11 protein-coding genes are annotated in these 12827 nt (G+C 47.6%); 7 read left to right on the top strand and 4 right to left on the bottom strand.

Annotated elements, in window-relative coordinates:
* Positions 1-141: 141 nt before the first annotated feature.
* A complete protein-coding gene (locus IFU39_RS26450; RefSeq protein ID WP_192135779.1) occupies positions 142-1449 on the top strand; it encodes a homocysteine synthase in 1308 nt (435 codons plus the stop codon).
* A gap of 183 nt (positions 1450-1632) precedes the next feature.
* On the opposite strand, the gene IFU39_RS26455 is transcribed toward IFU39_RS26450, so the two are convergent.
* Positions 1633-1785, bottom strand: coding sequence for a hypothetical protein (locus IFU39_RS26455; RefSeq protein WP_192135780.1), 153 nt, complete (start codon positions 1783-1785; stop codon positions 1633-1635).
* Between the two features lie 84 nt (positions 1786-1869).
* Between IFU39_RS26455 and IFU39_RS26460 the strand changes: the two genes are divergently transcribed.
* Positions 1870-3885: a heavy metal translocating P-type ATPase gene (locus IFU39_RS26460; RefSeq protein ID WP_192135781.1), complete on the top strand. Its 2016-nt coding sequence runs from the start codon at positions 1870-1872 to the stop codon at positions 3883-3885.
* Between the two features lie 132 nt (positions 3886-4017).
* Positions 4018-4827, top strand: coding sequence for an alpha/beta fold hydrolase (locus IFU39_RS26465; protein WP_192135783.1), 810 nt, complete (start codon positions 4018-4020; stop codon positions 4825-4827).
* A gap of 123 nt (positions 4828-4950) precedes the next feature.
* Here the strand turns inward: IFU39_RS26465 and IFU39_RS26470 are convergent, their stop codons facing one another.
* Positions 4951-5682 (bottom strand): ZIP family metal transporter, encoded by a 732-nt coding sequence (locus tag IFU39_RS26470; protein ID WP_036606933.1) that lies wholly within the window; start codon positions 5680-5682, stop codon positions 4951-4953.
* 256 nt (positions 5683-5938) lie between these two features.
* Between IFU39_RS26470 and trxB the strand changes: the two genes are divergently transcribed.
* Both trxB and IFU39_RS26480 read left to right on the top strand, forming a co-directional pair.
* A complete protein-coding gene (trxB, locus tag IFU39_RS26475; RefSeq protein ID WP_105601888.1) occupies positions 5939-6880 on the top strand; it encodes a thioredoxin-disulfide reductase in 942 nt (313 codons plus the stop codon).
* 62 nt (positions 6881-6942) lie between these two features.
* On the top strand, positions 6943-7173 hold the full coding sequence (locus tag IFU39_RS26480; RefSeq protein WP_036668031.1) for a glutaredoxin family protein: 231 nt from the start codon (positions 6943-6945) through the stop codon (positions 7171-7173).
* Positions 7174-7313: 140 nt separating this feature from the next.
* On the opposite strand, the gene IFU39_RS26485 is transcribed toward IFU39_RS26480, so the two are convergent.
* Complete coding sequence (locus tag IFU39_RS26485) at positions 7314-7511, bottom strand: hypothetical protein (protein ID WP_053779005.1); 198 nt, start codon at positions 7509-7511, stop codon at positions 7314-7316.
* Positions 7512-7658: 147 nt separating this feature from the next.
* The gene (locus IFU39_RS26490) at positions 7659-8825 is read right to left on the bottom strand and encodes an ROK family transcriptional regulator (protein ID WP_105601886.1); all 1167 of its coding nucleotides are present in this window, start codon (positions 8823-8825) and stop codon (positions 7659-7661) included.
* A gap of 198 nt (positions 8826-9023) precedes the next feature.
* Here IFU39_RS26490 and xylA point away from each other — a divergent pair, with 198 nt between their 5' ends.
* Positions 9024-10340: a xylose isomerase gene (xylA, locus tag IFU39_RS26495; protein ID WP_192135785.1), complete on the top strand. Its 1317-nt coding sequence runs from the start codon at positions 9024-9026 to the stop codon at positions 10338-10340.
* A 984-nt stretch (positions 10341-11324) separates the two neighbouring features.
* A complete protein-coding gene (gene xylB, locus IFU39_RS26505) occupies positions 11325-12818 on the top strand; it encodes a xylulokinase (RefSeq protein WP_192135789.1) in 1494 nt (497 codons plus the stop codon).
* Positions 12819-12827 lie beyond the last annotated feature (9 nt).

The raw sequence follows: 12827 nt of genomic DNA on the forward strand, positions 1-12827 counted from the left end.
TATTTAATATTTCTCATCGGAAAAATCGGAAATAAGTCTTTTCAAATGCAACATCTTGTGAGAGAATATGGAAAACAACGCCACCATGTCAAGACATCATGAAATTTATCGAACGTATATATCAAGGGAGGATTCAGATTTATGTCAAACGAACGTGAGCTTTCATTTGAAACATTGGCAATTCATGCAGGCCAGGAGATTGATCCAACCACCAACGCACGAGCTGTACCCTTGTATCAGACAACATCCTATGGATTCAAGGACACCGAGCATGCAGCTAACTTGTTTGGTTTGAAAGAGTTTGGCAACATCTATACCCGTCTGATGAATCCAACAACCGACGTGTTTGAGCAACGAATTGCGGCGTTGGAAGGCGGAGCTGGAGCGCTGGCTACAGCTTCTGGTCAGGCAGCCATTACGTTTTCACTTCTGAATATTGCTGGTGCAGGCGATGAGATCGTGTCTTCGGCGAGTTTGTATGGAGGTACATACAATCTGTTCTCGACAACTTTGCCGAAACTGGGTCTGGACGTGAAATTTGTAGATTCCAGTGATCCTGAGAATTTCCGGGCGGCGATTACGGAGAAAACGAAAGCATTGTATGCCGAAACGATTGGTAATCCAAAGGGGAATGTACTGGATATTGAAGCGGTAGCAGCCATCGCTCATGAACATGGAATTCCCTTGATCGTGGATAATACGTTCCCAAGTCCGTACCTGCTTCGTCCAATCGAACATGGTGCAGATATTGTCGTTCACTCTGCAACGAAATTTATTGGCGGTCATGGTACATCCATTGGTGGTGTTATCGTGGATAGCGGAAAATTTGACTGGAAAGCAAGCGGCAAGTTCCCTGGTTTGACGGAGCCTGACGCCAGTTATAACGGTGTTATATATACGGAAGCGGTTGGACCGATTGCTTATATTATCAAAGCTCGTGTACAACTTCTGCGTGACCTGGGTGCAACGATCTCTCCATTCAACTCATGGTTGTTGCTGCAAGGACTGGAGACATTGCACTTGCGCGTAGAGCGCCATAGTAGCAACGCGCTTGCGGTTGCTGAATTCCTTGAGAAACATGAGGATGTGTCTTGGGTAAGTTATGCAGGTCTGCCGAGCCATGGTTCTTATGAGCTTGCACAGAAGTATCTGCCAAGAGGGCAGGGCGCCATTCTGACCTTTGGCATCAAAGGTGGTGCGGAAGCGGGTCGTAAATTGATTGAAAATGTTAAACTGTTCTCTCACCTTGCAAACGTGGGCGATTCCAAGTCACTGATCATTCACCCGGCAAGTACGACTCACGCGCAGTTGACTGAAGATGAACAAACTGCCGCAGGGGTTAATCCGGAGCTGATTCGTCTGTCTATTGGCACAGAGAACATTCAAGACATTATCCATGATCTGGAGCAAGCGATCAAAGCAAGTCAGGGAGCAAGTGTAGGTGCATAAATGGTATTGGGTGGATGTGAAACATTCACTTAAGCGATATGCTATAAAATAATCAAACGCCTATCAATAGATGCTTTAAGCCGTTGTCCCATGGACAGCGGCTTTTTGCCTTTTTAACGCGCATTTAGGAGTAACCGTCCGGAAAATATCCATTTACAAATGAGGATTACAGGCATATACTGATTAAAAGTTGTATTGGGTAAAAATAATTGCATAAGCACAAAAATGATTATCATTCTCATTCGAGATTATTTCAAAATCATTCACAAAACCATGCTGCTGCGGGATTCCCGCAGCAGCATGTGTCATTTTTAGGGCATTAACAATGGCTCTCATTCTCAATACAACTTCATTTCTGGAAGCGGAACTGGAGCACATTCACTCTCCGCAAACCTACCATTCGAAAGGAACGTGATTTATATGCAAGCGATACATCAACCTCTACACAGACAGAAACAAGTAGAACAAAGCTCATCCCAAACACCCGGCCCCAATCGGGGCAAGAAGCCTGATTTTCGAGCCATGGTGCAGAATAAAGAGATGCAATCAGCATTGGGCAGCGGACTGTTGATGCTGATTGCCTGGGGAACTGCACCGTATTTTGGTACTTTATCCATCGTGCTCTACATTGTGGCGTATGCCGTTGGCGGCTGGACCAAAGCGAAGGATGGCATCGAGACACTGGTCAAGGACCGTGATCTGGATGTAAACCTGCTGATGATTGCCGCATCCCTTGGGGCAGCAGCCATCGGTTACTGGAATGAAGGCGCGATGCTGATCTTTATTTTTGCACTCAGTGGTGCGTTGGAAAGTTATGCGACAGAGCGCAGTCATAAGGATATCTCATCGTTGCTCGCGCTGAAGCCGGAGACAGCACTGCGTATTGAGGACGGACAGATGAACCTCGTGGCTATTGATGATCTGCAGCCGGGTGATCTGCTGTTGGTCAAACCGGGAGAACTCATCCCAGCAGATGGTGTCGTGTACCGGGGGAGTTCTTTTATCAATCAGTCGTCCATCACCGGAGAATCCCTGCCTGTGGACAAAGTTGCGGGGGATGAAGTCTATGCAGGTACGGTAAACGGGGAGGGTGCCTTATACGTAGAGGTTACAAAATCGGCTGAAGGGTCACTGTTTGGCAAAATCATTAAAATGGTGGAGGAAGCGCAGGCAGAAGTGCCGGATTCCCAGCGTTTTATGGAGCGGTTTGAAGGGGTATACGCACGCATTATTGTAGGGGTGACTTTACTTGTGATTGCAGGAACTCCACTGCTGCTTGGCTGGACATGGAACGAGGCATTTTATAAAGCGATGGTATTTCTGGTTGTTGCATCACCTTGTGCATTGGTGTCTTCGATCATGCCTGTCATGCTGTCCGCGATGTCCAGCAGTGCGCGCCGTGGCATTCTCTTCAAGGGTGGTGCCCATATGGAGAATATGGCACGCACGCAGGTCGTGGCTTTTGACAAAACAGGTACATTGACCATGGGCACCCCGCAAGTCACCGATATTATCACGGCTGAAAATGTAGATCGCGCCCAGCTCTTAGCTGCGGTAGCGGCAATTGAGAACCTCTCCATGCATCCTTTGGCTCGTGCCATCGTAGATCAGGCGAACATGGAGAACATTACACTTCAGGAAGCGGAGCACGTCCAGGCTCTAACAGGCTGGGGTATCGAAGGAACTATAAATGGTGTGGTCTGGAGCATTGGCAAAACAGGTGTATTGGGATCAATGCAGTCAGAGGAGATGAAAGATAGCAACGTTGGTGATCCAGATGAACATGGTGTTAACCATGTGAGGGTATCTTCTGAGTGGGGCGATGTACGCTCCCGTCTTGAGGGGGAGGGGAAAACCGTATCCGTTGTTATGGCTGATGGTGAATTAGTTGGGCTGATCGCCATGCGGGACACCGTACGGCCACAGGCAGCAGCTGCAGTGAAAAAGCTGGAAGCCATGGGTGTAAAAGTTGCGATGTTAACAGGAGATCGGGCCAGATCAGCTTCTGTGATTGCGCGTGAAACGGGGGTAAGCATGGTCTATGCAGACTTGCTGCCAGAAGATAAAGTGAAGAAGGTCCAAGTGCTCCGCAAACAGTATGGTCCTGTGCTGATGGTAGGGGATGGCGTAAATGATGCACCAGCACTTGCAGCAGCTACTGTGGGTATGGGGATGGGATTGTCCGGCAGCGGAACTGCACTGGAGGTCGCTGATGCGGTACTGATGAACGATAACATTGAAGAGATCGCTTGGGTCATTGGGCAGGCTCGTCGAGCTCAGCGTACGGTGAAACAAAATATGTTTTTTGCCATCACCGTTATTCTGGCCTTAATTGCAGGTAACTTCCTCCAAGACGTCGCATTGCCTTTGGGTGTGGTAGGTCATGAAGGCAGTACAATTCTGGTTATTCTGAATGGGCTTAGGCTGCTACGGTAATCAGATTTGGAGAGGAAGATGGTTAATTGGTTTCGCTGGTAGTATGCGGCTGGTTGAACGGCTTACGTTTGAACCTTGGGTCAGTGGGTAATGATTCGAAGAGACGGTTCGATAATAAGGGAGCTGTGAAATATGGGACGTTATGTACAAGTGGAACCAAATGTAAAAGTATATGTTGAAGATATTGGCGAAGGCACCCCGGTTGTCTTTTTGCACGGCTGGCCTGTTAATTATAAAATGTTTGAATATCAGTTGAATGTACTGCCGAACCACGGCATTCGTGCCATTGCGATAGATTTTAGAGGATATGGCTTATCGGATAAGCCTTCCACAGGATATGATTATGATCGCATGGCAGATGATGTTCGTGCCGTTATCGATGATCTGGAATTGAAAGACGCGGTACTCGCAGGGTTCTCCATGGGTGGAGCGATTGCAGTACATTACATGGCCAGACATAAGGGACATGGTGTCTCCAAGCTGGCCTTGTTATCTGCGGCAGCACCTGTGTTCACACAGCGTGAAGGTTATCCGTATGGACTGACTCCAGAGCAGCTGAATGAGCAGATCATTGAGCCGATCTTTGCAGATCGTCCGAAGTTGCTGGAGACATTTGGCGGCATGTTCTTCGCGAAGAAACACAGCCAGCCATTCATGGATTGGTTCCACGCTCTCGGCATGGAAGCTTCATCTTATGGTACCATTCGCAGTGCAATTGCGTTGCGGGATGAGGACTTGCGAGGTGACCTGAGTTCGATTCGGGTGCCAACAGCCATTTTGCACGGGAAAAAAGATGAGATCTGTCCGTTTGAGTTCGCCGAGCAGATGCACCAAGGCATCGCTTCGTCTCAACTGATTGCTTTTGAAGAGAGCGGTCATGGTGCATTCTATGATGAATTGGAAAAATTCAATTCGGAACTGATTCGTTTCATCCAATCCTGATCAGGAGAGGGCGAAATACCTCTGACAGACGGTCCCAGTAATTTCATGGAATCTTCATTTGTGGCTAAACAAAGAACCCGGTCGACAGTCTTGGACTGTTCGCTCGGGTTCTTTAGTCTTCAATTAAAACAGTTCGGTCAGACCAATCATCGTGATGAGCCCGAGCAAAAAGGACATCGTCGCCACACGTGCATTGCCATCGCCGTGACTTTCGGGAATAAGTTCCTTATAAACAATGAACATCATCGCACCAGCTGCAAAGGCCAGACCATAAGGCACAAGACCAGCTACGAGACTGCTTAATGTGTAACCAATCATAGCGGTAATAATCTCTACCGCTCCAGTCAGGGTGGCAATACCCAGCGCTTTGAAGCGGCCAATGTTCTGGTTCACAAGAAAGAGGGCGACCAGGAATCCCTCCGGTGCATTCTGCAATCCGATGGAAAAGGCAATGAGATTGCCCAGGTTCTCATCCGAGCTTGCATAGCTAACGCCAACGGATAACCCTTCTGGCAGGTTATGCATGGTGATGGCTGCAATAATCATGAAGGCTTTGGTTTCAATTTTAAAAGGCATTTTCTCGGGATTCTCCAGATCGACGTGTGGAATCTTCATCTCCAGCACCAGTAGAACCAGGCTACCAAGCATAATACCAAATGCAAGTACAAAGAGATTCGATTGGCCAAGCGCTTCCGGAATGAGATTATACACCGAGGCCGAGGTCATAATACCTGCGGCGTATGCCAGCAAGATATCACGCAGACGGTGCGATATTTTGCGCATAAATAGAATGGGTACGGCCCCTAGGCCGGTTGACATGGCTGATATAAAACTGCCAATGAGTGCATCGTTCATGCTTCCATTTTCCCTCCTGATGAAGACTTCTTCATAATCGCTGCCGAGCATTGACACCGTACATAAAAGAGATCATAATGAACAACAGATTAGAATGATTATAAATTAGAATTCCGTTTCTGCATAGGGCCATTGTCATATCACATGCAGGTCTTGTGGACATGATATGGGCTTTTCGTTCTAGTGTATGCAAAAGCCTAAGCTTTTGATGCCGGAGGGTCTAACCTTTTTGCAGAACCCGGGGGAGGAACTATACATGTATAAATCAATTATTATTGGAACAGGCCCTGCAGGGCTGACAGCAGCAATCTATCTGGCACGTGCCAACTTGAACCCGCTCGTTATTGAAGGTCCACAACCTGGTGGCCAACTGACAACAACAACGGAAGTGGAGAACTTCCCAGGTTTCCCTGATGGCATCATGGGTCCTGAACTGATGGACAACATGCGTAAACAAGCTGAGCGTTTCGGTGCTGAATTCCGCACTGGCTGGGTGAACAACATCGACATGAGCGAGCGTCCATTCAAGATTCAAGTTGAAGGTATGGGGGAACTCGTATCCGAAACATTGATCCTGTCTACAGGCGCATCTGCTAAATACCTGGGTATCCCAGGTGAAGAAACGAATGTAGGGCGCGGTGTCAGCACATGTGCAACATGTGATGGATTCTTCTTCCGTAACAAAGAGATCATCGTGATCGGCGGTGGTGACTCTGCCCTTGAGGAAGCAAGCTTCCTGTCCCGTTTCGGTTCCAAAGTAACGCTGGTACACCGTCGTGAAGAACTGCGTGGCTCCAAAATCATGCAGGATCGTGCACGCAGCAACGAAAAAGTAGAAATGGCTTTGAATCGTACACCACTTGAAGTCCTTGCTGGTGACAACGGCGTAACAGGTCTGAAAGTATTGAACAACGAAACAGGTGTAGAAGAAGTGATTCCGGCAAGCGGCGTATTCGTAGCCATCGGTCACACACCAAATACCGGATTCCTTGGCGGACAGATCACTACCGACGAACACGGTTATATCCTGACTACACCAGGCACATCCGAGACAAACATCCCAGGCGTATTCGCATGTGGTGACGTTCAGGATACACGTTACAAACAAGCAATCACAGCGGCAGGTAGCGGATGTATGGCTGCCATGGACACAGAGAAATACATTGAGAGCTTGGAGCACAGCGCAGTTGTTCTGTAATAGAACTAGCTGATTCCAACCAAACTATAGATTAATATAAAACCATATGAGGTGAATTAAACATGGAAAACGTAATTGTATATACATCAACGAACTGCCCGAACTGCAAATCCGTAAAAACATTCCTGGCTGACAAAGGTATCTCTTATGAAGAGCGCAACATCGAAACTAGCGATGAATTTGCACAACAAGTATGGGACATGGGCGTACGTGCCGTGCCATTGACTGTAATTGGTGAACACCGCATTCTGGGTATGAACAAAACTCAATTTGCTAAAGCATTGGACGCTTAAATCAGGCTGATTATCTGAATCATCATATGTTGAAAGAAATTTTCGATTCATATGCAATTCCGGTTTTCGCGAGCCGTTAGGATATAGAAAGAACCGTACCCGGAAGGGTACGGTTTTTTGTGCATAAGGCAGAATATAATTTAGAAAAAAATACTCATGAAAGTCTGAAACACAACATATACCAGCACTCCTGACAGCATGTACATGAAACCAGCCTTCTTTTTGCTCTGAAACAATCGGAGTATGCCAAGGCTGAACAGGGGCGCAAGCACAATCAGGAACAGGAGTACGGTGACAAACATTTGCGCCGAGATATCTGAAGTATCCACGTAGGTCACGCTTCTTTTCACTCCGTTTCGTTATCGGAATTAACACAGCTATATCCACACAGCCATGACAAAAATCACATAACCCCATTATACATCTGGATTTCTTTAACAAAAAGGGAGGAAATGGGGCGAAATGATGTCAATTTTCATCTGTTATTAGACGGACACTCTTATTTTACCTAAAAATTGGGATATTGCAGAGTAAGCGGCACCAACCCGGGTGGAACGGCTGCCTAGAGCTGCCCATTCAATCTGCAAACTGCGGCGATGATAGGGTAACGTACGTTCTTCGACAACCTGTTTTAATGCCGTTTCAATCCAGGGACCTGCTTCAGAGAGCGGTCCACCAATAATAATACGTTCCGGGTTGAAACTGTTAACAATATTGGTAATGCCAATCCCCAGTTTGCGTCCAATCGTGTTGTATAATTCTTGAACAGCATCGTGGCCTTGCTCCGCATAATGAATAAGCTCGCGTGTGGTATGAGCAGGTAATTTTAGCTGATGATCCGGGTGCTCATAGGCTTTTTCCGATGCGTATAACTCCCAGCAACCACGATTACCACAGGAACAGGGAAGACCTTCCGCTTCAATGGACATATGGCCTGTTTCCCCGGCGTATCCCCACGCACCTTTGTATAATTCACCATCCACCATGATGCCTGAACCAATCCCCATGCCTGCACTGATGTAGATCATGTGACGGACACCGATACCTGCCCCAAAATTCAGCTCTCCATGGGCACCAGCATTGGCTTCATTATCGATCGTTACAGGCAGTTCAAATTCTTCTTCAAGCATCGAGCGCAGAGCTACCTTCTCCCACCCCAAGTTGGGTGCAAACAGGACCGTTCCTGCCTCATCCACCATGCCCGGCACTCCGATGCCAATACCAATGACACCGTGAGGGGAAGCAGGAGCTGCTTCAATGAGCTGTTTTGCTGCCAATTTCAATTGCTCCAGTACAGAGGAGACGTCATGATGTTCCAAGGTTACTGCGTACTCTGTAATGATGTGTCCTTCGAGATCTGTAAGCACGCCTTTCAAATGGGTCACACTGAGTTCCAGACCGACTGCATAGCCTGATGTCCCTCGAAATAGCAGCATAAGTGGTTTACGTCCGCCGCTGGATTCCCCAGGGCCAATCTCCTGTACCAGGTCATCACTGATCAGATCAGCAACCAGGTTGGATACCGTTGCTTTGTTCAGCCCCGTAACCTCGGACACTCGTGCGCGAGAAAGAGGGGCATGGCGCCGGATCGTATCCAGAACGATCGACTTGTTTATTTTTTTGACCAGCATCTGGTCTCCGGTTATTTTCATATCGTTAAGGCACTCCTATTCTTCTGTTAAAGGGTTCTGACCCACATCCGAAACAAGTTATTCGACTATTATAGCGTAAACAAGCGTGTAAAAAACAATTTTATTTTTACTTTGTTTAACCAATAGACAAAGTAAATTCGATGTGATAGGATAACGGTGTAAACGATTTCTTAAAACTATTGAGGAGGCATTTTACACATGGCCTATTTTGAATCCGTTAATAAAATTTCATTCGAAGGTAAAGATTCCAAGAATCCTTTTGCTTTTAAACATTATAATCCGGAAGAAGTGGTAGCCGACAAATCGATGGAAGAACATTTCCGTTTCGGCATGGCTTACTGGCATACATTAACTGCAGGCGGCAGTGACCCGTTCGGTGCGGAGACAGCTGTTCGTTCGTGGGATAAATACTCGGGTCTGGACCTCGCGAAAGTACGCGTGGAAGCGGCATTTGAATTTTTGGAAAAAATGAATCTCCCGTTCTTCTGTTTCCACGATGTGGACATTGCACCAGAAGGCAACAACCTGCGCGAGTTCTACAGCAACATCGATACAATCGTTGATCTGATTGAAGATCATATGAAATCCAGCGGCAAAAAACTGCTCTGGAACACGGCGAACATGTTCTCGAACCCACGCTTCATGTTTGGTGCAGCTTCGACTTGCAACGCAGACGTGTATGCTCATGCTGCAGCACAGATCAAGAAAGGTCTGGAAGTGGGTAAACGTCTGGGCGCTGAAAACTATGTCTTCTGGGGCGGTCGTGAAGGTTACGACACATTGCTGAACACAGACATGCAACTGGAGCAAGACAACATTGCTCGCATGTTCCACATGGCTGTAGACTACGCGAAGGAAATTGGTTTTGACGCACAATTCCTGATCGAGCCTAAACCAAAAGAGCCAACGAAACACCAATATGATTATGATGCAGCAACTTCCATTGCTTTCTTGCAAAAATACGGTTTGGACAAACACTTCAAACTCAACCTGGAAGCAAACCATGCTACACTGGCTGGTCATACATTCGATCACGAAATCCGCGTTGCTCGTACCAACGGTATGCTCGGTTCCCTTGATGCGAACCAAGGCGATATGCTGATCGGTTGGGATACGGATGAGTTCCCGGTTGATATGTACGATGCTACGTTGACTATGTATGAAGTATTGAAAAACGGCGGTATCGGCCGTGGCGGAGTGAACTTTGACGCGAAAGTACGTCGTGGTTCCTTTGAAGCAGACGATCTGTTCCTGGCACACATCGCAGGTATGGATACGTATGCTAAAGGTCTGAAAGTGGCTGCAAAACTGATCGAAGATCGCGTATTCGATGACTTCATCGAAAAACGTTACAGCAGCTTCAGCGAAGGTATTGGCGCAGATGTGGTTGCAGGTAAAGCAACACTTGCTTCCCTTGCTGAGTATGCACTCAACAACGAAAGCCCACGCAAGAACCAATCCGGACGTCAGGAATTGCTGAGAGCACAACTCAACCAGTACATCTTGGCTGACTAATAGCGCATTAGGCAGGGTTGGTGCACGTCGACCACCGATGGTTACTCAACTCATATGTGTTGGACATTAGTATCCAAGCTTGCCTGTGCACAAGATTAGCTTGTACCATGGAACGCCTGAACAAGCATGACATTCGGACCGTCCCCGACTTTCCCTTGGGAAGACGGGGGCGGTTTTTTGGTTAAATAACGCGATTTTTTAAAATTTTTGATATAAATGTTGTTTAAGATGGTGCATGCAGAACGAAGTGAGCAGAAAGGACCCGAGGAAGCGGAGCGTGCGCTAAGAGCTTTCTGAAAGAAAGCTGGCTTCGGAAGCATAGGCTTATCCCCGGATTTCACCCTTGCTAAAGGGTATAAAGGAAATCTGGGGGTAACGGCGATCCGAGGGTTTTCTGATCACGAAGTGACCACATGAGCATCAAGGATTTCATTTATAACCAATGACGAATCAATGTCATTGGATCAATCTTTCTGTTATAAGAACGAGTATGTTTTACACGTTTCATATCCATGTGTGTCCAGTACCATGCATGCAAAACGGAGTGAGCAGAAAGGACCCGAGGAAGCAAAGCGGTCGCATTTATCCCCGGATTTCACCCTTGCTAAAGGGTATAAAGGAAATCTGGGGGTAACGGCGATCCAAGGGTTTTCTGATCAGGTAGTGACCTTATGAGCATCAAGGTTTCATTTATAACCAATGATGAATCAAGGTCATTGGATCAATTTTTTTGCTACAAAAACGAGTACGTTTTTACTGTTTTGATATAAATGGTTGTCTAAGATGGTGTATGCAGAACGGAGTGAGCAGAAAGGACCTGAGGAAGCAAAGCGGTCGCATTTATCCCCGGATTTCACCCTTGCCAAAGGGTATAAAGGAAATCCGGGGGTAACGGCGATCCAAGGGTTTTCTGCTCACGAAGTGACCACATGAGCATCGAGGTTTCATTTATACAAACCTGTTATAAACGAGAGGAGTTAACCTATGAGTTACGTAATTGGCGTCGATCTGGGAACCAGCGCGGTCAAAACCGTGTTGGTCAATCGCGAAGGAAAAGTGGCATTTGAAGCATCCGAGGCATACCCGTTGTACCAGCCCAAGGCTGGATACAGCGAACAAAATCCCGAAGATTGGGTAGAGCAGACCATTGTTTCCTTGCGTAAATTGTTGGAAGTGTCTGGCGTGCAGCCTTCGGAAATCGAAGGATTGAGCTTCTCGGGCCAGATGCATGGACTGGTCTTGGTGGATGCAGAAGGTAAACCGCTGCGTAACGCAATCCTGTGGAACGATACACGTACTACGGCTCAGTGCCGCCGGATCGAAAAAGTACTGGATGGCAAGCTGTTAAGCATTGCCCGGAACCGTGCACTTGAAGGCTTTACATTGCCAAAAATTCTGTGGGTTCAGGAGAACGAGCCTGAATTGTTACAGCAAGCATCCTTGTTCCTGTTGCCTAAAGACTACGTGCGTTATCGCCTGACCGGGGATTACGCTATGGATTATTCGGATGCAGCGGGTACCTTGCTGCTGGACGTTGCAGGCAAACAGTGGAGCAACGAGATTGCAGAAGCTTTCGAGCTGCCCATCTCCCTTTGTCCACGTCTTGTGGAATCGTTTGAGGAAGTGGGCACGTTGCTTCCTGAGATTGCGGATCAAACGGGTCTGGTGGCTACGACGAAAGTATATGCAGGTGGTGCGGATAATGCGTGTGGTGCGATTGGCGCAGGCATTCTGAGTGAAGGACAGACAATGTGCAGCATCGGAACGTCCGGGGTGGTGCTTTCCTACGAAGAGCGCAAAGATCTCGACTTCGAAGGCAAAGTACACTTTTTCAATCACGGGGAGAAAGATGCCTTCTATATTATGGGGGTAACGCTTGCCGCAGGATATAGCCTGTCCTGGTTCAAGGATACGTTTGCCGCGGACAAATCATTTGATGTGCTCTTACAGGGCATCGATCAGGTTCCGGCGGGCAGCAACGGATTGTTGTTCACACCATATATCGTTGGGGAGCGTACACCTCATCCGGATGCGAATATCCGTGGCAGCTTCATCGGTATGGATGCAGGACACAAGCTGGAGCACTTTGGACGTGCGGTGATGGAGGGCATTACCTTCTCGCTGCGCGAGTCCATTGATATTCTGCGTGGTGCAGGCAAAACCGTCAATGAAGTCATCTCCATTGGTGGCGGTGCCAAGAACGAAGCTTGGTTGCAAATGCAGGCGGATGTCTTTAACGCCACGATTGTGAAGCTGGAGAGCGAACAGGGACCTGCGATGGGTGCAGCAATGCTGGCTGCCTATGGTTGTGGCTGGTTCACGTCCTTGCAGGAATGTGCAACAGCGTTTATTCGTCCAGCGAAGTCCTATGAGCCGAACCCGGAAACGGTTGCCGTCTATGATGGACTGTTCACACTGTACCAGGAAGTCTATGGACAGACACGTAGTCTCAATGATCGTTTGGCTGAATACCGTTAATTCATTTAT

Source organism: Paenibacillus sp. CFBP 13594 (genome assembly GCF_014842675.1).
In the GTDB taxonomy this organism is placed as follows: domain Bacteria; phylum Bacillota; class Bacilli; order Paenibacillales; family Paenibacillaceae; genus Paenibacillus; species Paenibacillus amylolyticus_B.

Coding starts and splice junctions, on each gene's coding strand:
- IFU39_RS26450 (WP_192135779.1), top strand. CDS start 142: ATGTCAAACGAACGTGAGCTTTCATTTGAAACATTGGCAATTCATGCA.
- IFU39_RS26455 (WP_192135780.1), bottom strand. CDS start 1,785: ATGAGAGCCATTGTTAATGCCCTAAAAATGACACATGCTGCTGCGGGA.
- IFU39_RS26460 (WP_192135781.1), top strand. CDS start 1,870: ATGCAAGCGATACATCAACCTCTACACAGACAGAAACAAGTAGAACAA.
- IFU39_RS26465 (WP_192135783.1), top strand. CDS start 4,018: ATGGGACGTTATGTACAAGTGGAACCAAATGTAAAAGTATATGTTGAA.
- IFU39_RS26470 (WP_036606933.1), bottom strand. CDS start 5,682: ATGAACGATGCACTCATTGGCAGTTTTATATCAGCCATGTCAACCGGC.
- trxB (WP_105601888.1), top strand. CDS start 5,939: ATGTATAAATCAATTATTATTGGAACAGGCCCTGCAGGGCTGACAGCA.
- IFU39_RS26480 (WP_036668031.1), top strand. CDS start 6,943: ATGGAAAACGTAATTGTATATACATCAACGAACTGCCCGAACTGCAAA.
- IFU39_RS26490 (WP_105601886.1), bottom strand. CDS start 8,825: ATGAAAATAACCGGAGACCAGATGCTGGTCAAAAAAATAAACAAGTCG.
- xylA (WP_192135785.1), top strand. CDS start 9,024: ATGGCCTATTTTGAATCCGTTAATAAAATTTCATTCGAAGGTAAAGAT.
- xylB (WP_192135789.1), top strand. CDS start 11,325: ATGAGTTACGTAATTGGCGTCGATCTGGGAACCAGCGCGGTCAAAACC.